At 52.2% G+C, this 20513-nt stretch carries 18 protein-coding genes, 1 tRNA gene and 1 pseudogene; 12 read left to right on the forward strand and 8 right to left on the reverse strand.

What is annotated here, in order from left to right:
• Nucleotides 1-3: 3 nt before the first annotated feature.
• Nucleotides 4-1422, reverse strand: a complete 1419-nt coding sequence (rmuC, locus tag FE845_RS13965) for a DNA recombination protein RmuC (RefSeq protein WP_200365724.1) — start codon at nt 1420-1422, stop codon at nt 4-6.
• A 282-nt stretch (nt 1423-1704) separates the two neighbouring features.
• Here rmuC and FE845_RS13970 point away from each other — a divergent pair, with 282 nt between their 5' ends.
• The 4 genes from FE845_RS13970 to FE845_RS13985 all read left to right on the forward strand — a co-directional run bounded on the left by FE845_RS13970 (nt 1705) and on the right by FE845_RS13985 (nt 5503).
• Nucleotides 1705-2079, forward strand: a complete 375-nt coding sequence (locus FE845_RS13970; protein ID WP_200365726.1) for a hypothetical protein — start codon at nt 1705-1707, stop codon at nt 2077-2079.
• A gap of 163 nt (nt 2080-2242) precedes the next feature.
• Nucleotides 2243-3034, forward strand: a complete 792-nt coding sequence (locus tag FE845_RS13975) for an ATP-dependent zinc protease (RefSeq protein ID WP_200365728.1) — start codon at nt 2243-2245, stop codon at nt 3032-3034.
• 2 nt (nt 3035-3036) lie between these two features.
• Nucleotides 3037-4554, forward strand: a complete 1518-nt coding sequence (locus tag FE845_RS13980) for an inactive transglutaminase family protein (protein WP_200365730.1) — start codon at nt 3037-3039, stop codon at nt 4552-4554.
• A gap of 1 nt (nt 4555) precedes the next feature.
• Nucleotides 4556-5503 (forward strand): alpha-L-glutamate ligase-like protein, encoded by a 948-nt coding sequence (locus tag FE845_RS13985; RefSeq protein ID WP_200365733.1) that lies wholly within the window; start codon nt 4556-4558, stop codon nt 5501-5503.
• A 64-nt stretch (nt 5504-5567) separates the two neighbouring features.
• On the opposite strand, the gene FE845_RS13990 is transcribed toward FE845_RS13985, so the two are convergent.
• Entirely contained in the window at nt 5568-7157 is a 1590-nt protein-coding gene (locus FE845_RS13990) for a BCCT family transporter (protein ID WP_200365735.1), read from the reverse strand.
• Nucleotides 7158-7413: 256 nt separating this feature from the next.
• Here FE845_RS13990 and FE845_RS13995 point away from each other — a divergent pair, with 256 nt between their 5' ends.
• The 6 genes from FE845_RS13995 to FE845_RS18850 all read left to right on the forward strand — a co-directional run bounded on the left by FE845_RS13995 (nt 7414) and on the right by FE845_RS18850 (nt 13354).
• Nucleotides 7414-9057 carry an FMN-binding glutamate synthase family protein gene (locus tag FE845_RS13995; RefSeq protein ID WP_200365737.1) on the forward strand — a complete coding sequence of 548 codons (1644 nt, stop codon included), beginning with the start codon at nt 7414-7416 and terminating at the stop codon, nt 9055-9057.
• Between the two features lie 148 nt (nt 9058-9205).
• Nucleotides 9206-9282: transfer RNA gene (locus tag FE845_RS14000), tRNA-Pro, on the forward strand.
• A gap of 163 nt (nt 9283-9445) precedes the next feature.
• Nucleotides 9446-10459 carry a thiosulfate ABC transporter substrate-binding protein CysP gene (cysP, locus tag FE845_RS14005; protein ID WP_200365739.1) on the forward strand — a complete coding sequence of 338 codons (1014 nt, stop codon included), beginning with the start codon at nt 9446-9448 and terminating at the stop codon, nt 10457-10459.
• Between the two features lie 54 nt (nt 10460-10513).
• Nucleotides 10514-11344: a sulfate/thiosulfate ABC transporter permease CysT gene (cysT, locus tag FE845_RS14010; protein ID WP_413785084.1), complete on the forward strand. Its 831-nt coding sequence runs from the start codon at nt 10514-10516 to the stop codon at nt 11342-11344.
• A gap of 4 nt (nt 11345-11348) precedes the next feature.
• A complete protein-coding gene (gene cysW, locus FE845_RS14015) occupies nt 11349-12218 on the forward strand; it encodes a sulfate ABC transporter permease subunit CysW (protein ID WP_200365743.1) in 870 nt (289 codons plus the stop codon).
• Complete coding sequence (locus FE845_RS18850) at nt 12218-13354, forward strand: sulfate/molybdate ABC transporter ATP-binding protein (RefSeq protein ID WP_200365755.1); 1137 nt, start codon at nt 12218-12220, stop codon at nt 13352-13354. Before cysW ends, FE845_RS18850 begins: the two co-directional genes overlap by 1 nt.
• Nucleotides 13355-13476: 122 nt before the next feature.
• On the opposite strand, the gene FE845_RS19020 is transcribed toward FE845_RS18850, so the two are convergent.
• Both FE845_RS19020 and FE845_RS19025 read right to left on the reverse strand, forming a co-directional pair.
• On the reverse strand, nt 13477-13995 hold the full coding sequence (locus FE845_RS19020) for a methyl-accepting chemotaxis protein (RefSeq protein ID WP_413785085.1): 519 nt from the start codon (nt 13993-13995) through the stop codon (nt 13477-13479).
• A gap of 15 nt (nt 13996-14010) precedes the next feature.
• Nucleotides 14011-14793, reverse strand: a pseudogene (locus FE845_RS19025) (PAS domain-containing protein); the annotation flags it as partial.
• A 188-nt stretch (nt 14794-14981) separates the two neighbouring features.
• On the opposite strand from FE845_RS19025, the gene FE845_RS14030 reads away from it, so the two are divergent.
• Complete coding sequence (locus FE845_RS14030; RefSeq protein WP_200365759.1) at nt 14982-16415, forward strand: aldehyde dehydrogenase family protein; 1434 nt, start codon at nt 14982-14984, stop codon at nt 16413-16415.
• A 72-nt stretch (nt 16416-16487) separates the two neighbouring features.
• Here the strand turns inward: FE845_RS14030 and FE845_RS14035 are convergent, their stop codons facing one another.
• The gene (locus FE845_RS14035; RefSeq protein WP_200365761.1) at nt 16488-17096 is read right to left on the reverse strand and encodes a Crp/Fnr family transcriptional regulator; all 609 of its coding nucleotides are present in this window, start codon (nt 17094-17096) and stop codon (nt 16488-16490) included.
• Between the two features lie 130 nt (nt 17097-17226).
• Between FE845_RS14035 and FE845_RS14040 the strand changes: the two genes are divergently transcribed.
• Nucleotides 17227-17415 carry a DUF2892 domain-containing protein gene (locus FE845_RS14040; protein WP_200365763.1) on the forward strand — a complete coding sequence of 63 codons (189 nt, stop codon included), beginning with the start codon at nt 17227-17229 and terminating at the stop codon, nt 17413-17415.
• A gap of 67 nt (nt 17416-17482) precedes the next feature.
• On the opposite strand, the gene FE845_RS14045 is transcribed toward FE845_RS14040, so the two are convergent.
• Genes FE845_RS14045 through pheT form a run of 3 tightly spaced genes read right to left on the reverse strand, consistent with a single transcriptional unit; the run spans nt 17483 to nt 20507 of the window.
• Nucleotides 17483-17848, reverse strand: coding sequence for a MerR family transcriptional regulator (locus tag FE845_RS14045; RefSeq protein ID WP_200365765.1), 366 nt, complete (start codon nt 17846-17848; stop codon nt 17483-17485).
• Complete coding sequence (gene ihfA / locus FE845_RS14050; protein WP_071264800.1) at nt 17829-18131, reverse strand: integration host factor subunit alpha; 303 nt, start codon at nt 18129-18131, stop codon at nt 17829-17831. Before ihfA ends, FE845_RS14045 begins: the two co-directional genes overlap by 20 nt.
• Before the next feature lie 3 nt (nt 18132-18134).
• Entirely contained in the window at nt 18135-20507 is a 2373-nt protein-coding gene (gene pheT / locus FE845_RS14055; protein ID WP_200365767.1) for a phenylalanine--tRNA ligase subunit beta, read from the reverse strand.
• Between the last annotated feature and the right edge of the window lie 6 nt (nt 20508-20513).

Here is a 20513-nt window from a genome sequence, read left to right on the forward strand (position 1 = left end):
TACTTACTCCTGATCGTTATCTGCACCAATTGCCTGCGTCTCCGAATCCGCCTCTTCACGGGTTAGCTCCGGCTCGGAATCCACCTCTGCCTGATCCACGATAGCTTTAGGCAGTTCTCTCTTTACCCTCACGCCAAGCTCAACAAACCTATTCGCTTGTGAAATAAGGTTGCCCCGACCCCGAGTCAGCGTGTTCATGGCGGAGTCGTATGTAACCTGAGCGGTATGAAGCTGCCCGCCAAGGCGCTCCATGGCTTCAACAAACACCCTGAGTTTGTCATAAACAGCGCCCGCGCGCTCTGCTATCAACCGCGCATTCTGGCTCTGGCGCTCGTATCGCCAGATGTTTTCAACAGTGCGCAGGGTTGCCAGCAGTGTTGTGGGTGTTACTACAATAATCTTTCGTTCGAAGGCTTCCGAGAAAAGGTTCTCGTCTTGCTGAAAAGCCGCCACAAATGCTGGCTCGATGGGCATGAAAAGAAAAACAAAATCTGGCGAGTGCAGGCCGTCCAATTGACTATAGTCTTTCTCACTGAGCGTGCGAATATGATTGCGCACAGCGTCCACATGAGTTTTTAGAGCATCTTCCCGAGCACTATCATCTTCTTCCGTGATCCACTTCTGATAGGCCACCAAGGATACTTTTGAATCAATCACCAAATTACGGTTATCCGGGAGATGCACCACCACATCCGGCCGTAGCAACTGGTTCTCGGTGTCCCGGTAACTGCCTTGCGTGTCGTACTCAATGCCTTTGCGCAACCCGGATTTTTCCAAAACACGCTCGAGAATCAACTCGCCCCAGTTGCCCTGAACCTTTTTGTCGCCCTTAAGGGCGCGGGTCAAGTTAGCGGCCTCTTCGGTAATTTGCCGGTTTAGATCCTGAAGCGACTTTATCTCACTGCGAAGAGCCTGTCTGTCCCGAGTTTCAGTGGTGTATACATCTTCCACCCGCTTTCGAAAATCCTGTAACTGGTCACGGAAGGGGTTGAGCAGAGTATCCAGACTGGTGCGCGTTTGCTGGGTGAAGCGCTCACTCTTCTGTTCGAAAATACGGTTGGCAAGATTTTCGAATTCCTGTTTCAAGGCATCCCGGTTACGCTCAAGCAGCGCGAGTTTCTCCGTAGCCGAGCGCCTTTCCTCTTTCAGGACAGCCTGCTGTTCCCGCAACAAGGCGCGGGCTTCGCCCAACTCCCCGCCGAGCCTATCCATCTTCGCTTGCTGGTTTTGGCGCTCTTCTAACAGCTCTTCTATTCGCCTGCTTTGTGCAGCCACATCCGATTGCAGGCCAGCCGCCCGCCTTTCCGATTTGGCCCTAACCAGAAGCCCCACAATGACAACCGTGGTTACGAACAGCAGGGCAACAAGTGCCGCCATCATCTCTGGCCGGGATAACATCAGTTCGCTCACGGCCGTAGGCACAAGTAAAACTCCTCTGGATTATCCGTATTTCTATGGATTTGCGTAATGTTAATCGCGTATTACATTCTATAGGAACATAACGATTTTTTCGCTGGCCTTGTGTGTCGTGAGGCACATGCACGGCCTGCACCACGACTGCTTGGCATTTTAGTCACACACCCAGAGTCGGCTCTGGACGCAAAACACAATATCGATTAAAAGAGTAGTGTCGTCCGCAACAAATGGCATTACACTTTTTTAACGGCTTTCAGGTCGGCACAGAACCAAACTGGATTACTAACAATGCTGAAAGAACTCTGGCGAAAGCTAGGTGCAGATTTGCTACAAGCCGACAGCCCATATGACGAGTGCAGAGACATAGCACCTGAAGGTTATGGTTCAGCGGATTTTAGGATTCTCCCCCATATCACCCACACCGGCGAGTTTCACCTTGAACGGCTCACGGCGCTGCTGAAAAGCCGATATGGAAAAAGTTCGGAAGCGGAAAGCGCCCTTAGTGACGATGCGATACGTGATCTAATCGTTTTTGCCGCGCGCATTCAGGACCAAGACATACAAAAAGAACTGCTTCTTTTTTATCTCAACTGTTCGCCAGTGGTGCAGGAGCATTTGCGTTCTGATGAAGTGCTTGGCACCAGTCATTTCTTATCCCGCTGAACCGCTTCTTCAGACGGATAAAATGCATCCCCTTAACCAACTGTAAAACAACTACACACGTTGGTTGTTGTATACTCCCGCTCCGGATCTTCTCCGTATAAACTTTCAGACCGTCACATTTTCTTTTTCGGGGTGTGACCGACAACGGGCTCAGGGGTTTTTCATGTGTTTTAAACGATTGCGGGCTGGTCTATCGGCGCTCTCCGTAACGGTTCTTACCGGCACTGTATTGCTAGCGGGTTGTTCGACAGACAGCTATTTCATGGTTCCAAAATCCGATCTTGGCGAGCTCAAAACCTCGGTTCAGAGTCAGCGTGCCACATTGGTCACCATGGAAGATAATGCCAAGGTTCGACATGAAAAGGTTCTGGAGCATACCGATGCCTCAACCCAAAAGGTCCTTGAAGCCATTGCAACGCAAGTTGCCAAGCCTTCCTGCCCTCCCATACCAGCTCAGAAAGCCTGCCCAGCCTCCGACAAATCAAAAGGGCGGGCTGATCGTCTGAAAGGAAAAGTCATTGTTGGCGAGGTAGAGAACTTTTATCTGGCTGGCCCCGGGCTTATCTACAAAGCTCGCATTGATAGCGGAGCGGAAACATCCTCTATAGACGCGCGAAACATTACTCGGTTCGAACGCGATGGCAGCAATTGGGTTCGTTTTGATGTTCCTGTTCCCGGCGCTGAAGAGTTTGTTACCCTTGAGAAAGAAATTTCCCGACGCGTCAAGGTTATTCAAGCCAGTGCAGATGGCGCAGAAAGACGTGTCGTTGTAGAGCTTCAGTTTTCTATTGGTGACCACCAGCAAGTGGCAGAGTTTACGCTCGCAGACCGAAGCAATCTCACTTATCAGGCCCTTATTGGCCGCAACGTGCTTAGGGACGTCATGCTGATTGACGTCGGCAAAGAGTACGCAACCGAGTTGCCTGAATCCATCCGTACAGACAACGGGAAATAATAGTGACCAGCCCCTCCCGCCTGCCCTTTTATATTGCTGTATTTCTGCTCATTGCTGCCGGTATCTCACTTGCCGTTTGGCGACATGTTGAACTTGGAATCCCCTGGCTAACCGGGGAGCAGCGCCCGGTCTGGATGGTTGAGGCACGGGTAGATTTTGATGGCTCAAATGAATCCGTGGTAGCGAGCCTGAACGTTCCCGAGCAACCGCCCGGGTTCCGGATTTTGACTGAACAAGCCGCTTCACCAGGTTATGGCTTTTCGATTATTGATAAGGCCGGCAGTCGGCGGGCTGAGTGGACCAAGCGAGAAGTAGTTGGCCCGCAAACACTGTACTTCAAAGCCCAGTTCATACCAGACCCCAATGCAGAACCTATTCCTCCTGCCCAGCCACCCAAGACCAAACGATTGTTTTGGGAAGAGCCCCAAGCCACCGCAGTACGGGAAATTTTGGCTCAAGCCGAGGCTCGCTCAAGCACACCTGAAAGCATGACCCGTGAGCTGATCCGGCTAATGCAGCCTGACACCCGTGTTCAGAACACAACTCTTCTTGTGTCCGAGGAAAATTATCTTCAGCTGCTCGTGAACATGCTGAACCACTCGGGGATTCCGGCACGGACAGCCGATGGCTTAAAGCTTGAAGACGCCCGTCGGCGGCAACAACTCACGCCTTTCCTGCAGATATACAACGGTGAGCGATGGCTTACCCTAAACCCGAAAACCGCCGCCCAAGGCGTGCCGGAAGATCTACTACTGTGGCGGCAGGGCTCTGAGTCTTTGCTGGATGTGGTTGGTGGTGACAACTCCGAAATCAGCTTCTCCATGCTGCGCCAAACTGTCCCTGCCTTGCAGCTTGCTGCCATGCAATCCGACGGCGACGGTCTGGGTTTTTTAAGCTTCTATGAACTTCCCATTGAAGAGCAAAGCATGTTCCGCATGCTCCTGTTGCTGCCACTCGGGGCCCTTGTGGTTGCGTTTATGCGGATTGTCATTGGTATTCGCACGTCAGGCACATTCATGCCGGTACTGATTGCCGTTGCCTTTGTTCAAACCACACTGGTACCCGGGCTCGTTGCCTTTCTGTCCGTCGTAGCCATTGGCTTAGCAATGCGGGGCTACCTTTCCAGCCTGAACTTATTGTTGGTATCGCGAATATCGGCGCTGATCATTCTGGTTATTTTCATTACCGCGGGCCTAAGTATCTTCGGTTACCAAATGGGCTTTAACACAGGCATGACCGTAACCTTCTTCCCCATGGTTATTATTGCCTGGACGATTGAGCGCATGTCCATCCTGTGGGAAGAAGAGGGCGGCCAAGAGGTCCTTGTACAAGGTTCTGGCAGCCTGTTCGTTGCTATCTGCGCCTACTTGCTAATGAGCACACCCTTGGCGGGCCACTTAACGTTCAACTTCCCCGAGTTGCACTTCGCGATTCTGGGGCTGATTCTGCTGATGGGCCAGTACACAGGCTACAAACTCAGCGAGCTCAGACGTTTTACGCCAATGAAGGTCTACGACTGATATGGACTGGATCTCTCCGCGCGCACTAAACCGGCTGGGCATGCTGAATATGAACCGGCGCAATGTAGACTACATCGCCCGTTATAACGAGCGTTCGTCCTATCCGCTGGTAGACAACAAGCTTAAAACAAAGCTGGCCGTTGCTGAATATGGCGTAAAAACGCCAAAGCTCTTGCAGGTCGTAAAACAGCAGCACGAGATCTCCCGTTTTAGGCAAATGGCCGAAGGGCTTGCAGGGTTTGCCATCAAGCCCGCAAAAGGTTCTGGCGGCAAAGGCATCACGGTAATCACCGGCCGTGATGGAGACGACTATGTAAAAGCCTCTGGCGCTCGCGTGGGTGCCTCTGTGCTGGAGCGACACCTCACCAACATTCTGGCCGGGCTTTATTCGCTTGCTGGCACACCCGATGTGGCCATTGTCGAGAGCTTGGTGGAATCAGCTCCGGCACTAGCCCGCTATTCCCATCAAGGCGTACCTGACATACGCATAGTGGTGTTCCAAGGCTACCCGGTAATGGCTATGTTGCGCCTTGCAACCACAGACTCCGACGGCAAAGCCAATCTGCACCAAGGCGCTGTAGGGGTTGGTCTGGATATAGGCACTGGGAGGAGCCTCAATGCGGTACAGTTTAACCGCCCTATAACACTTCATCCTGACACAGGTTTGGCTTTAGAAAATATCAATATTGATGATTGGGAAGAAATGCTGGAAATGGCCTCCCGCTGTTATGAAGCGACAGGCCTAGGCTATATGGGGGTTGATCTTGTGGTAGATGCCAACGAAGGGCCATTACTACTTGAACTCAACGCCCGGCCCGGTCTAGCCATTCAAATGGCAAATGGCCGTGGGCTACTGCCCCGACTGCGTGCCGTAGAAAGCCTGAAACGTCCTCACTTTACCCCGAGAGAACGGGCTAACTACGCCATGAAAACATTTGCGAGCCTTTGACCTGTATAACAGGCATAAAAAAACCGGAGACTGTTGCTCCGGTTTTTTTATGCCTCATTGCTTATTACATCTCGCCTCTGGCGATCAGCAACTTGCGCTCATGAGTAAGACCTTTCAGCAAGCCCCAGGTCATGACCAGGAGAATCACCGTAAACGGTAAGCCTGCACTCACCGCAGTCGCCTGAATAGCGCCCAAGGCATCCGCACCGCCACCAAAGATCAATGCGGCTGCAATTGCCCCCTCCATAACGACCCAGAACACGCGCTGCGCGGTTGGCGCATCGGTTTTACCGCCAGCCGTTATGCTGTCGATAACCAGCGAGCCGGAATCAGAAGACGTAATGAAAAACACCAAAACCAGAACAATACCAATAAACGAAAGAATGCCGGTCAGCGGAAGGTTTGCGAACATTTGGAAGGTCGCCAGAGAAACCTCGGTAATACCGTTTTCCGCTAGCGCACCAATGCCCTGATCGATCTGCTCAAGTGCCGCACCGCCAAAGGAGCTCATCCATACGGCTGTAATCACCGTTGGAATAATCAGAACCGCCATGACAAATTCACGAACCGTTCTACCCTTGGACACTCTGGCGATGAACATACCCACAAACGGTGACCAGGAAATCCACCAGGCCCAATAGAATACAGTCCAACCCCGCATCCAAGCTTCATCGTCACGGCCAAACGGGTTGCTGAACGCCACAACGTTGCTCACATAGCTGGAACTGGTCGCCCACAGGTTTTCCAGAATACTCATGGTAGGCCCGGCAAAAATTACGAAGAACAAAAGAATGCCTGCCAGCGACATGTTGATATTACTCAGCACTTTCACGCCGCCGTCGAGGCCTCGCAGCACCGACACAAGCGCAACCGCTGTTACACCAACAATAATAGCCATCTGAACGTTGATGCCGGAGCCCATACCAAACAGATAATTAAGGCCGGAAGCTGCTTGTTGTGCACCAAAGCCTAAGGACGTTGCCAAGCCAAAAATGGTAGCCACAACCGCCAGACTATCGATGATATGACCAGGCCAACCCCAAACTTTGTCTTTCAGCAACGGGAAAAACGCCGACCGGATGGTCAACGGCATATTCTTGTTGTAAGCGAAAAAGGCCAAAGAAAGCGCAACAATAGAATACACAGCCCAAGGGTGAAGCCCCCAATGGTACATGGTGCCGCCCATGGCCAGCTTGCGTGCCTCTGGCGTGTTCGCCTCTACGCCAAACGGCGTGCCGAACCAACCCGTGTAATAGGCCACTGGCTCTGCTACAGCCCAAAACATCAGGCCGATACCCATGCCAGCCGCAAAGAGCATCGCGAACCAGGAGATGGTTGAAAACTCCGGCTTGGCGTCCATACCGCCCAAGCGAATTTTCCCCACGGGCATAAAAATCAACGCAATGCACACGATGACAAAAATGTTGGCGCTGAGGAGAAAGAACCAGTCAAAGGTTTCGATGATGTCGTTCTTGGCGCCATCCAGCAATTCTTTGGCAACCGTTGGAAACATCAAGGTTCCAATAACAAAAACCACCACCAGTATTGCGGTAATCGGAAAAACCGGGGCGTGCAGATCCAGCCCGAATGGTCTTATATTATCCTGACCAGCTACGTAATCCGTTTGATACTCGTCTTTAACTACGTCGCCCACGTGTTGGCGCCTCCTGATTTCTGAATTTGGTATCGAAAACTCGTCATAAATCTGGACTCAAACATTACAGACGCGCCATGTTAATGTTTTGAGCTCAAAACATCAAAAGCGCAACGTGTTCACCTCAGCATAGACCAAAGGGGACGCGCTAAAAGCTCAAGCAATCGACTATCAGTCCGGTGCCGTATCGATATACTGGATATCACACGGCGTAACGCACTCTACTCAAAGTATTACGGAGCCAAGCGAGATATTTATGGAGAAAACGACAACCTTCCCAATGCGCTACTCGGCCTATGTTATGAGTATTACGGGCTTCCTTGTTTCATTGGCGCTGAGTCTACACTTTGAGGCAGGGTATTTTTTCCCTGTTATTTTTGGCGCCCTGACTGTTCTTGGCACCTATGACCTGCTGCAAAAGAAGCGCACAATCAGCCGCAACTACCCCATCATGGTGCATTTTCGTTACCTGTTTGAATCCATAGGCCCCGAGATTCGCCAGTACTTCATCCAGTCTGACAACGACGAGCAGCCATTTTCCCGCGACCAACGCACGCTCGTTTACCAGCGCGCCAAGAACGTACTGGACAAGCGCCCTTTCGGCTCACAATTGAAAATGTACGAAGACGGCTTCGAGTGGATCAACCACTCCCTCCGACCTTCAAAAATACAAGACAGCAACTTTCGCGTTCAGATCGGCTCACGCTGCGCAAAGCCATACAGCGCCAGTGTTTTCAACATTTCCGCAATGAGTTTTGGGGCTCTCTCTGCTAACGCTATTTTAAGTTTAAACGCGGGCGCAAAAATGGGTGGGTTCTACCATGACACAGGCGAAGGTTCGATTTCCCGATACCACAAGCAGCCCGGTGGCGATCTGGTGTGGGAAATCGGCTCAGGATATTTTGGCTGCCGCAACAAAGACGGGACCTTCAACGCAGAGATGTTCCGGAAGAACGCCGTTCTGGACCAGGTAAAAATGATAGAGGTCAAACTATCTCAGGGGGCAAAGCCCGGCCATGGAGGCATTCTCCCGGGCGCAAAAGTAACACCGGAAATTGCCGAAGCACGGGGCGTTTCTGTAGGCGAAGACTGCGTATCGCCTGCTCAGCATTCTGCATTTTCCACACCCATTGAAATGTTAGAGTTTCTTGATCGGCTCCGTGAGCTTTCGGGCGGCAAGCCGGTTGGCTTCAAACTCGCAATCGGTCACCCCTGGGAATGGTTCGCCATTGTAAAAGCCATGCTCGAAACCGGTCGCAAACCGGACTTTATTGTTGTTGATGGGGGCGAAGGCGGCACAGGTGCCGCGCCGCTGGAGTTCATCAACCGTATCGGCACCCCCATGACAGAAGCCCTGCTTCTCGTGCACAACACGCTGGTAGGCACCAACCTGAGAGAGGACATATCCATAGGCGCCGCTGGCAAAATTACTTCGGCCTTTAATATTGCTCGCACCTTGGCCTTGGGGGCCGACTGGTGCAATTCAGCCCGTGGATACATGTTCTCGCTAGGTTGCATTCAAGCCTTGAACTGCCACACAGGGCGCTGCCCGAGTGGAGTAGCTACCCAAGACCCCAGAAGGGGCAGCAAGTTGGACGTGCAGGACAAAAGCCAGAGAGTATACAACTTCCATAAAAAAACTCTGGAAGCCCTACAAAACCTGCTGGAAGCCTCGGGATTGCGCCATCCAAATGAGCTAGGGCCGGAACACATCGTTCGCCGGGTATCGAAAACGGTTGTACATTCGTACATTGATCTTTTCCCATTTCTGGCGCCGGGCGCCCTGCTTGAAGGCAAAACCGGCATGGCAGTCTTCGATAAATATTGGGCCGACTCGCAACCGGACAGTTTTGATCCGCCGGAATTCATACGGCAGCTCAGAGAAACCAAGTTGCGCTAAAAATTCGGGGGCAATTCCTACAATGCCTGTTTATTTTCAATCCGGGCTAGTGTAGACTTCGCTCCCGCTAAGCCACTGAGATTCCTCTTTAAGTCTCTTTGGCAATCGCCGTCAAGGCTCGGCTTTGAAAAGGCAACAATTAGCGAATCGGGGCGTAGCGCAGCTTGGTAGCGCACTTGCATGGGGTGCAAGGGGTCGTAGGTTCAAATCCTACCGTCCCGACCATATTCAACGCATAAAGGCACATCTTCGGATGTGCCTTTTTCGTTTCTGGACATCAGACTCAATATTCCATATTGATCTGAATAAATTATCTATTATTCTTTCAGGTTTTAACTGAACTTTGGTAGCTTACTCCCCATCAAATCATCTGGTTTAGGGGATTGTCATGCCAAGTAAACTCAAAGGCCTGTTTACCGGTCTTGCACTAAGCGCTTCACTCTTTGCTCAGCCGGCGGTATCTGCCGACCGTGAACTGCTTAACACCTCCTATGACATTGCCCGAGAACTGTTTGCCGCCTACAACGTGCACTTCAACCAGTACTGGGAAGAAAAAACCGGTGAAACGCTTGAAGTCAGCCAGTCTCACGCGGGTTCCTCAAAACAGGCACAGGCTATCATCCAAGGCTTAAAGGCCGATGTAGCCACATTTAACCAGGTTACTGATATCGATATCCTGCACGCCCGTGGTGGCCTGATTCCGGAGAACTGGGCTGAGCGCCTACCCAACAACAGTTCGCCCTACTACTCCACCATGGCTTTTCTGGTGCGCAAAGGAAACCCGAAAAACATTCAGAACTGGGACGACCTTATTAAGGAAGACGTCGCCTTGGTTATGCCAAACCCGAAAACCTCAGGCAACGGCCGTTATACGTATCTGGCTGCCTTGGGTTATGCACAAGACCGCTTTGGCGACGACCAAAATAAAATCGACAGTTTCCTGCAGGACTTCCTTGCTCACGTGAAGGTATTCGACAGTGGCGGGCGCGGTGCAACCACTACGTTTATTGAGCGTGAAATTGGCGATGTTCTTCTAACGTTCGAATCGGAAGTTCTGAATCTGGCCGACCGTTACGACAATGGTGAATATGAGGTGGTGACGCCAAAGGTAAGCTTTTTGGCAGAGTTCCCGGTTACTTGGATCGACGAATACGTGAAGCAGAACAAAACTGAAGATCTTGCAAAAGCTTATCTGGAGCATCTGTACAGCGAAGACGCCCAGCGCCTACTGGCTGGATTCAACTACCGGGTGCACAACGAAACAGTAAAACAGGAAACGTCAGACCGCTTTCCCGAGGTAAAACTGCTGCCGATTGACGTTATTGCGGGCAGCTGGGAAAACGCCACCAAAGAGCACTTTGCCAGTGGTGGCAAACTCGACCAACTGCAACGTCGGCGGTAATTCATGTCAACGGCTAACCAGGCTAGCGCTGTAATCCAGCAGCGTTGGCCGAGGATCGGAAACCGCAGCAAGCGGGTACTACCGGGGTTCGGTTTGAGCCTCGGTATTTCGCTTTTGTTTATCAGTCTGATTTTGATGCTGCCTCTGACCGGGTTGGTGATGGAAGTATCCGCCATGAGCTTCGACCAGTTCTGGTTTGTGATAACCGATCCGCGGGTAGTTGCCTCATACAAAGTTACCGCCCTTGCGGCCCTTTCAGCCTCGTTGTTTAACGGCGTATTCGGGTTGCTGCTGGCCTGGGTTCTGGTGCGGTACGAGTTTCCCGGTAAGCGGCTGATTGATGCCGTAGTTGATTTGCCGTTTGCGCTGCCAACCGCAGTAGCCGGTATCGTCCTCGCGACTCTCTTTGCCGAAAATGGTTGGTACGGGCAATGGCTGAGCAAGCTGGGCATTGAAGTTGCCTTCACGCCAGTGGGCATTGTTGTGGCCATGGCGTTCACCAGCCTGCCCTTTGTGGTGCGCACCGTTCAGCCGGTACTGGAAGAACTTGCTCCTGAAGATGAAGAAGCAGCCGTTAGCTTGGGGGCAAGTGATGCTCTGGTATTTCGTCGGGTAATCTTCCCAGCCCTGTGGCCAGCCTTGTTAACCGGTGTGGCCTTATCATTTACTCGCAGCCTTGGCGAGTTCGGTGCCGTTATCTTTATTGCGGGCAACATGCCTTATGTGAGCGAAGTAACCAGTCTGATGATTTTTGTCCGCCTGCAGGAATACGATTACGCCGCCGCCAGCGCCATCGCGTCTGTGGTTTTGTTGGTATCACTGGTGATGCTTTTCGCTATTACCCTGTGGCAAGCCAGATACCTCAAACGCATAGAGGGACGCTAAATTCATGAACGCCTCCCAATCTTCCCGGCACCGCCGTGTTGGCGATAGCCCGGCAATAAAATGGTTATTGATCGTAACGGCTGTTGCTGTCGCGATTGCTTTGTTGATCATGCCGCTGCTGGTGATCTTTGTTGAAGCTCTGGGAGCTGGCTGGGGCACTCTGGCAGATAACCTAACGGATCAGTATACACTGCACGCGATCGGCTTAACGCTGTTTGTGGCCGCTCTTACTGTTCCCCTCAACCTCGTCTTTGGCACCGCGCTGGCCTGGCTGGTAACACGTTTTCGGTTCCCCGGGCGCAAGCTGCTGATCACACTGATTGATATTCCGTTTGCAGTATCACCGGTTGTAGCCGGCCTACTTTACCTGCTGCTTTACGGTCGCAATGGGTGGGTTGGGAGCTGGCTCGCGGATTACGACATGCAATTGATGTTTTCGTGGCCCGGCATTGTGATGGTGACTGTGTTTGTCACCTGCCCTTTCGTAGCCCGCGAGCTGATACCACTCATGCAGCAGCAAGGCAGTGAGGAAGAAGAAGCCGGAGTGGTGCTGGGCGCCTCCGGCTGGAGAATATTCCGTACCATCACACTGCCAAATATTAAGTGGGCACTGATTTACGGCGTGGTACTCACTAACGCAAGAGCCGTAGGCGAGTTTGGCGCGGTATCGGTGGTGTCCGGCAATATCCGCGGGCAAACCAACACTCTCCCCCTGCACGTTGAGCTGTTGTATCAGGATTACAATATTGTTGGCGCGTTTGCGAGCGCCTCGCTACTGGCCGGCATCGCTGTATTTACGCTGGCTGTGAAAGGTTTCGTGGAATGGCGGCAGACACGCACTCTGAACCGTCTGCAAACAGAGGAGACAGCGTAATGACTATCACGGTTGATGGCATCAACAAGCGTTTTGGACAATTTCAGGCGCTGAACAACGTCTCCTTGAACATTCCAGAAGGAAAGCTGACCGCCTTACTGGGGCCATCCGGTTCCGGGAAGACAACGCTGTTGCGTATTATTGCGGGCCTCGAATCAGCCGATAGCGGACGGGTCGCCTTTTCCGGCAAGGATGTAACCAAACTGCATGTACGCGATCGCAACATTGGTTTCGTATTCCAGCATTACGCCCTGTTTCGTCACATGACCGTTGCCCAAAACATTGCTTTTGGCTTGGAATCACTACCGCGTAAACAGCGCCCGCCCAAGGCGGAGATTCAGAAACGGGTCAGCGAGCTACTGGACATGATCCAGCTGCCGCATCTGGCACAGCGCTTCCCTGCTCAGCTGTCCGGTGGCCAAAAGCAGCGCGTAGCCCTTGCCCGCTCTATTGCTACACGGCCGAAAATCCTGCTACTGGATGAGCCTTTTGGCGCTCTGGACGCTAAGGTGCGTAAAGATCTGAGGCGCTGGCTGCGTAATTTGCACGATGAGTTCCACTTCACCAGCATCTTTGTGACCCACGATCAGGAAGAGGCTCTGGAGTTGTCCGATCAAGTAGTCGTAATGAGTCAGGGCAATGTGGAACAGGTGAATGAGCCGACCGAACTTTACGCCCGCCCCGATAGCCGTTTCGTATTTGATTTCCTCGGTCAGGTGAATGTTCTATCTGGCGAGGTTAAACATGGCAGTTTAAATCAGGGCAATGCACGGGTGACGCTACCGGGCATTCAGCACCAAGGTAGCGCCCAGCTTTACTTGCGACCCCACGAGGTACGTTTGGCTACAGGGCCTGCCGAACATGCGAATCTGCCGTTACGCATCGAAGCAGTTAGCCTGATCGGCTCCGAAGTGCGAGTTGAGCTGCGCCCAGAAGGCTGGGCCAGCGAAGGCTCAGATAACATCTGGGAAGTCGGCATCAGCCACGCGGAATTTAACAACCAGCGCCCGACCCGTGGCGATCTGCGTTACGCTGTCCCAGAAGTCGGGCACCTATTTACCGGCAAGGACACGCAGCCGGTAACGGTTAGCTGGGCCGAATCAGAATCACTTCCTAGAGTTCGCCTGATTAACTGAGTGTGGCTATGCGCGGTTTGTGAACACACTGCCAGCAGGCCCATTTGTCTCCCGCCGTAGTCTTCCGATGACTCTGGAAGAATATGGCGAGGGGCAGAATGGTGAGGGCATCGCCCTAAAGCTTACAAGTTGATTTTAAATTGGCCTACGGCGTCAACCACTTGCTGCGCCCCAGCCCGCATTTCATTCATTACCTGCCCAGCCTCATTTGAAAAAGTGAGTGCTTGGCCGGTCTTCTCCTGACTGCTTGCGATTAGCGCCACCGCTTCTTCCGTCAGTTTTTTATTCTCAGAAACCACCTTAACGATTTCCTCAGTAGCCGAACTTGTTCGCGATGCAAGCTGCCGAACTTCATCTGCAACCACCGCAAACCCACGCCCTTGATCACCCGCTCGCGCTGCTTCAATAGCGGCATTCAGGGCAAGAAGATTGGTCTGATCGGCAATACCTCGAATGCTTTCCACCAGCTCGAACACTTTGGCAGACTGATTATCCAAGGCAGCGATCCCCTTGCTAGCCTCATCCATCTGTGCCGATAACTCATTCATGGTGCGAACGGTCGATTCAATAACAGCGAGTCCGGCAGAAGCGTCCTCACCGGTTTTTCTGGAAATATCGCTGGCTACCTCTGCAGTATTCATAACCTCCTGATCACGGGTCACCTGTTCTGTTATTACGGTTGCAAATTTCACAACCTTGTAGAGTTCTCCTGAGTCGTCATGTACAGGATTGTAGGTAGCCTCCAGCCATATATCATTGCCTTTACTATCCAGACGCTTGAATCTGCCGGATACAAACTCACCTGATGCGAGGGTTTTCCAAAAATTCGCATAGCTTTGCGAGCTAACCTCTTCCGGCTCGCAGAAGATCCGGTGATGCTTACCCACTACTTGGCTTCTGCTGTAATGGACGCTGCTCAGAAAGTTGTCATTCGCGTTGAGTATTATGCCGTCTAAACTGAATTCGATAATGGCCAGAGAACGGTTCAGGGCAGCAAGCAAATCCTCTTGCTCCCGGGACTTGGATATAGTTTGAGTCAGTTCCTTGGAATAGCACACCAACTCCGCTATCTGACCGTCTGCGGATTGTTTGGGCTGCATAATAGTGCGGTACCAGCCCGAGCGACCATCCTTGTGGACAAGCTGTAGCGCACCCTGCCAGGGTTTCTTCCCATCAATGGCAGCAAACATTTGCTTGCAGTGCGCTTTGTCACGGGATTTATCGAACACGAAGGGGTCGAAGCTCTTGCCAGTCAATTCCCGCTCGGTATAGCCGGTGGACTGCAAAAAATGATCATTTACCTCTACAAACCTTCCTGCGGCGTCCAGCGAGAAAAAGATCATCTCAGCTCGCAGTTCCCTTTGGATGTCCTGGTAGGCTTTTAATTCATCCTCTAAAGACTCGATCCGGGACTGCAATTTATGACGGCCAAAAAACATCTATTATTCCTCAAGGTTGGACCCGACCCCGAATCCAATACAGTTATGTGTATAGGTTTTGTTAACGGCGGTCAGGGGCATTTCTTTAACGCGTGAGCCTTATACGAAACCCAAGGCAATTTGAATCAATTCGTCATCACTAGCCAACCTGTTACCATGCTAGAAAATCCACTGAAAAGAGATGAACCATGTTGGATACGAACAAGTTTTATATTAATGGCAAGTGGGTAACGCCAGAAGGATCCCAAACACTGGATATCATCAACCCTTCCGATGAGGCCGGGTTCTCCACGATAACTCTGGGGTCGCAGGCGGATACAGACAGCGCAGTCGCTGCCGCGAAAAAAGCCTTTCCAGAATGGTCTTCCACAACCAAAGAGCAGCGTGTCGAGTTGTTGGAGCGCTTGTTTGAAACTTACAAAGCCCGGGCAGAAGAGATGGCCCAAACCATCAGTCGGGAGATGGGCGCGCCCATCGATCTTGCGCGAAGTTCTCAGGTTGGCGCTGGCGCCGCTCACCTTAAAAATACGATCCGCGCTCTAAAGTCGTTCGAATTTGAGCACCCCCTTGGAGAGCACGCGCCAGACAACATCATTCTCCATGAGCCTGTTGGCGTATGTGCCTTAATTACGCCTTGGAACTGGCCGATGAATCAGGTGATGCTGAAGGTGGCTCCCGCTTTGGCCACAGGCTGCACAGTGGTTATCAAGCCGTCAGAAATTTCCCCTCTATCAGCCATGCTCTTAGCCGACATGATTGACAGTACAGGCTTCCCACCGGGCGTTTTCAACCTTGTGAATGGTGACGGCGCCGGTGTCGGCTCCCAACTTTCCGAGCACTCTGACGTTGATCTGGTCAGCTTCACCGGCTCAACCCGTGCTGGCAAAGCCATCACCATTGCAGCAGCCGACACTGTGAAGCGGGTCGGTTTGGAGCTGGGCGGCAAAGGTGCCAATATCATTTTTGCAGATGCCGATGAAAAAGCGGTGACCCGTGGTGTGCGCCACTGCTTTGCCAACTCTGGCCAGTCCTGCAACGCGCCCACACGGATGCTGGTGGAAAAGTCTATCTACCAGCAGGCGGTTGAGACCGCCGCAATGATCGCCGGGAAAACCGAGGTAGGCTTGGCGAGTGCAGAAGGTCGCCATATCGGGCCTGTCGTGTCCGAGCAGCAGTTCCAGAAGGTTCAGGCCCTGATCAAACAGGGCGTAGAGGAAGGTGCTAAGTTGGTTGCGGGCGGCGAAGGCAGACCAGAAGGCCTCGAAAAGGGCTACTTCGTGAAGCCAACCGTATTTGCAGACGTAACGCCCGGTATGACCATCTGGAGTGAGGAAATTTTCGGTCCGGTGCTCGCTATCACGCCTTTTGAAACCGAAGAAGAGGCCATAGAGCTGGCAAACGATACGCTATACGGGCTTACCAATTACATTCAGACTTCCGATAAAGAAAAAGCCCGTAGAGTCGCCCGTCAGGTCAGGTCCGGCATGGTGGAAATCAACGGAAAGTCCGGCTCGGCAGGCTTCCCGTTCGGCGGTATGAAACAGTCAGGCAATGGCAGCCGTGAAGGAGGCGTTTGGGGCTTGGAAGAATTCCTCGAGGTAAAATCCGTCACTGACTGGTAACACTTGCACAAAGGTTGCTTGAAGCTCAGCTGCTGCCCCGGAGTTTTTGAAACTGCCTCCGGGGCGCTTGCTCTAAGAGTCTATTAGTTCGATTTTGCCCCGCGCCAATCGTACCCTGCCCTTGCGTTCAAGCTCTTTCAGCAGCCGGCTGACAACTTCCCGGGCAGTTCCCAACTCAACTGCCAACTCTTGATGCGTGATGTGTATTGGGCTCCGGCGAGCCTGAAGCCATTCATCAAGCCGTTCATCCATACGGCGAAATGCCACTTCTTCCACCAATAACATCAAGTCGTCCAATCGACGCCCATAGGATTCCATGATTCCGAGCCTAAAGGCGGCTGACTGATCCATCAGCCGATCAAACAACCCCCTAGGTACCATAGCGGCTTCGGACTCTTCTTCTACAACTGCCTCTGCCCTATAACCGTAGCCCGTCATCAAGCAACCAATAGACAGGGTACAAATATCATCAGCACCCATGCGGTAAAGCACAATGCTGTTTCCGGAAACGCCTGTCATCTGGACCTTTACCGCACCGCTAAGCATCAGCGGTAAGCCCTGACAGTGCTCTCCCGCTTGAAACAAAACCTTGCCCGGCGGAAACCGCATAACCCGAATGCTTTCAAGAGCTTCCTTTTGAAGCTCTCTGGGCAAAGTCTCCAGAATACTGTGATCAAGCATGAGTTCTTCCGTGGAGTTTTGATATGGACGAGGTCAGTGTGACTTTATCACTGAACTGTCTCTCTGTGGGGCCTAAAGTAAGAATCCTAGGATTCCTAGTAAGCCTCATGCCAACACAGGAGAATGGACTATGAGCATTAATATGGGTTCAGCTGATCGGATTATTCGCGCCATAGTAGGCATCGTACTATTAACGTTGGTGTTCGTAGGGCCGCAAACACCTTGGGGATGGATTGGCATTGTGCCGCTGGCTACCGCACTAATGGGCAACTGCCCTGCGTATTCATTGCTGGGAATTAAGACCTGCAAAAAGCAGTAAATTAAAGCGCCCACAAAAAAGCCGAAGTGACGGGGAATCGCTTCGGCTTTTTATAGGAGTGCACCGTTTATTTGGCTGGCGCGTTGAGCACTTCCAACACTTCTTCCAGCTCGGTAATCATTTGCCGGATCAACTGCTTGTATTGCGTAGTATCGTCTTTTACTTCATGGCTACTGAGTTTTTGCTTGGCACCACCAATGGTATACCCCTGCTCGTAGAGCAGACTGCGTATCTGGCGGATGGTAATCACATCGGCTCGTTGATAATAGCGGCGATTACCTCGGCGCTTAACCGGTGACAGCTGAGGAAACTCTTGCTCCCAATAGCGCAATACATGTGCTTTTACAGCACACAGGTCTGCTACCTCACCAATCGTAAAGTAGCGCTTCCCTGGTATAGCGGGGAGTTCATTGTTATGACTGGGTTCCAACATACGCTTCTACTTTCTGTTTCAGTTTCTGGCCCGGGCGAAACGTAACAACACGTCGTGCGCTTATCGGAATTTCTTCACCAGTTTTCGGGTTTCGGCCAGGACGCTGTTTTTTATCCCGCAGATCGAAATTACCAAAACCCGACAGTTTTACCTGTTCGTTGTGGCTGAGTGCGCCTCTGATCTCATCGAAAAAAGCTTCCACCATTTCCTTGGCTTCGCGTTTGTTCAGGCCTAATTCCTCGTACAAGCGCTCTGCCATTTCCGCCTTCGTCAAAGCCGCCATGTCTCAACTCCTCAGTGTTGCTCCCAACTCTTCTTTCAGTGCGTCAATGACACCGTTAAAGAGCGAATGCACTTCGTCTTCATTCAACGTACGCTCAGGATGCTGCCAGAACAGACTCAAAGCCAGGCTCCGGTTGCCCTCGCCTAGGCTCTCTCCCTCGTAGACATCAAACGCACGCAACGCTGTCAGCTGCTCGCCTGCGTGTTTTCGTGTTACACGCTCTACGTCGGCGAACGCGACTTCACCACCGATAATGATCGCCAAATCCCGCCGAACTTCAGGAAATTTTGAAATTTCTTTGAAATTAGGCACATATCCAGTAATGACCGAATTCAAGGATAGCTCAAACATCAGAATGGTGCCATTAAGTTCAAGATTTTTCTGAACTTGTGGGTGCAGTGTGCCCAACCACCCTACATGCTCACCATCCCGAAGGAGCTCGGCCGTTTGCCCCGGGTGTAAAGCCGGGTGCTGACTGGCGATAAAATCGATTTGCACGCCCAGCAAACTGAACAGACCTTCCAATTCACCTTTTACATCAAAAAAATCGGCAGTTCTGCGACCGTTCACCCAGTTTTCGGGGTATTGGTTGCCGACCACCACACCTGCCAACATCTGCTGCTGATCGATACGCTGATCATCCTGCAAAAAACGCAAACCCGTCTCGAAAAGGCGGATGCGTGGTTGCTGACGGTTTTGGTTGTAGGCGACCGTTTTCAGTAAGCCGCTCCAAAGGCTTGTGCGCATTACAGACAAGTCTGACGAAATAGGGTTCGCCAATGCGATGCCTTCGCGCTCCGGATCCACTTGCGCCTGCACCTTAGGGTCTACAAAGCTGTAGGTGACCGCTTCCTGATAGCCGTGGGAGACAAAATAATTTTGAATGGCCGATACGGGCCGAGTTGCTTCCTCGTTTACCCGCAACCCAAGCGAGCCTGTAGGCTCTGTAACAGGGAGGTTGTTGTAGCCATAGATACGGCCGACTTCTTCAATTAGGTCTTCTTCGATGGAAATGTCCGGCCGGAAGCTGGGCACTTGAATTCGCCAGCCATCTTTCAGAAGCTTATCAACACGCAAACCCAGTCGGGTGAGAATTTCTTCCACCGTGGTGCGATCTATTTCCAGACCTAGAACATCCGCAAGACGCTTTGATCGCAAATCAATTTTGTGTTGTTTCGGCAGATTGTCGGCACTGGCAACCTCAACAATCTCTCCTGGCTCTCCGCCTACGATATCCATGAGAAGCCGGGTTGCCCTCTCCATGGCTTCGCGGGCAAGCTCGTAGTCCACACCGCGCTCAAATCGGTGAGAAGCATCAGTATGCAGGCCGTAGTGGCGAGCCTTGCCAGCAAGAGTAATAGGATCGAAATAGGCAGATTCAAGCACCAGATCACGGGTTTTCGGGCTTACACCTGAATGCTCACCACCCATAACGCCAGCAATGGCAATGGGCTTTTCGTGATCAGCAATTACCAGCGTCTGATCAGTCAACTCCACTTCCTGCCCATCCAGCAGCACCAGTTTTTCAGCCGGGCGTGCCATGCGCACAACAATACCCGTGCTGATCTCATCGCGATCAAACGCGTGCATTGGCTGGCCCTGCTCCAGCATCACATAGTTGGTTACATCCACAGCTGCATCAATCGAACGCACGCCGGAACGGCGAAGCTTTTCCTGCATCCACAAAGGTGTTTCAGCCTGAAGATTCACGTTGCGAAGAATTCGGCCCAGATACCGCGGGCAACCTTCAGGTGCATCGACACGAATATCCGGCACTTCCGAGTGCACTGCTTCAACAGGGACAATCTGCGGCGCTTCCGCAACCAAGCTGTTCAGCACAGCGACTTCGCGGGCAATGCCTTTAATGGACAGGCAATCGCTGCGGTTAGGAGTCAGATCTACGTCGATGGCCACGTCGTTCAGCTTGAGGTAGTCGCTCAGCTCTGTGCCAACTGGCGCGTCGGAAGGTAGCTCCATCAGGCCTTCATGACGATCAGACAAGCCTAGTTCAGACTCCGAGCACAGCATGCCTTCAGATGGTTGGCCACGCAGTTTTGCTTTTCGAATTTTGAAATCACCGGGCAATACAGCACCAACTACAGCAAACGGAACTTTCAAGCCTTGGCGCACATTGGGTGCGCCACAGACAACCTGAACCACTTGGTTGCCGTCACTAACCTGACACACCCGCAACTTATCGGCGTCTGGATGGGGCTCAACAGACTGAACCTCGCCAACCACAACGCCTTGAAACTTACCGGCCACAGGCTCAAAGCCGTCGACTTCCAGCCCTGCCATTGTAATTTGATCCATCAACTCCTGAGAGCTGATTTTCGGGTTTACCCACTCGCGCAGCCACTGCTCACTGAATTTCATGGTTAT

Source organism: Marinobacter sp. 1-4A (genome assembly GCF_016597725.1).
Classification (GTDB): Bacteria; Pseudomonadota; Gammaproteobacteria; order Pseudomonadales; family Oleiphilaceae; genus Marinobacter.

Excerpts from the sequence above, each read along its gene's own strand:
- FE845_RS13970 (WP_200365726.1), top strand. The coding sequence starts at position 1,705 with ATGCTGAAAGAACTCTGGCGAAAGCTAGGTGCAGATTTGCTACAAGCC.
- FE845_RS13975 (WP_200365728.1), top strand. The coding sequence starts at position 2,243 with ATGTGTTTTAAACGATTGCGGGCTGGTCTATCGGCGCTCTCCGTAACG.
- FE845_RS13985 (WP_200365733.1), top strand. The coding sequence starts at position 4,556 with ATGGACTGGATCTCTCCGCGCGCACTAAACCGGCTGGGCATGCTGAAT.
- FE845_RS13995 (WP_200365737.1), top strand. The coding sequence starts at position 7,414 with ATGGAGAAAACGACAACCTTCCCAATGCGCTACTCGGCCTATGTTATG.
- cysP (WP_200365739.1), top strand. The coding sequence starts at position 9,446 with ATGCCAAGTAAACTCAAAGGCCTGTTTACCGGTCTTGCACTAAGCGCT.
- cysW (WP_200365743.1), top strand. The coding sequence starts at position 11,349 with ATGAACGCCTCCCAATCTTCCCGGCACCGCCGTGTTGGCGATAGCCCG.
- FE845_RS18850 (WP_200365755.1), top strand. The coding sequence starts at position 12,218 with ATGACTATCACGGTTGATGGCATCAACAAGCGTTTTGGACAATTTCAG.
- FE845_RS19020 (WP_413785085.1), bottom strand. The coding sequence starts at position 13,995 with ATGAATACTGCAGAGGTAGCCAGCGATATTTCCAGAAAAACCGGTGAG.
- FE845_RS14030 (WP_200365759.1), top strand. The coding sequence starts at position 14,982 with ATGTTGGATACGAACAAGTTTTATATTAATGGCAAGTGGGTAACGCCA.
- FE845_RS14035 (WP_200365761.1), bottom strand. The coding sequence starts at position 17,096 with ATGCTTGATCACAGTATTCTGGAGACTTTGCCCAGAGAGCTTCAAAAG.
- FE845_RS14040 (WP_200365763.1), top strand. The coding sequence starts at position 17,227 with ATGAGCATTAATATGGGTTCAGCTGATCGGATTATTCGCGCCATAGTA.
- FE845_RS14045 (WP_200365765.1), bottom strand. The coding sequence starts at position 17,848 with ATGTTGGAACCCAGTCATAACAATGAACTCCCCGCTATACCAGGGAAG.
- ihfA (WP_071264800.1), bottom strand. The coding sequence starts at position 18,131 with ATGGCGGCTTTGACGAAGGCGGAAATGGCAGAGCGCTTGTACGAGGAA.
- pheT (WP_200365767.1), bottom strand. The coding sequence starts at position 20,507 with ATGAAATTCAGTGAGCAGTGGCTGCGCGAGTGGGTAAACCCGAAAATC.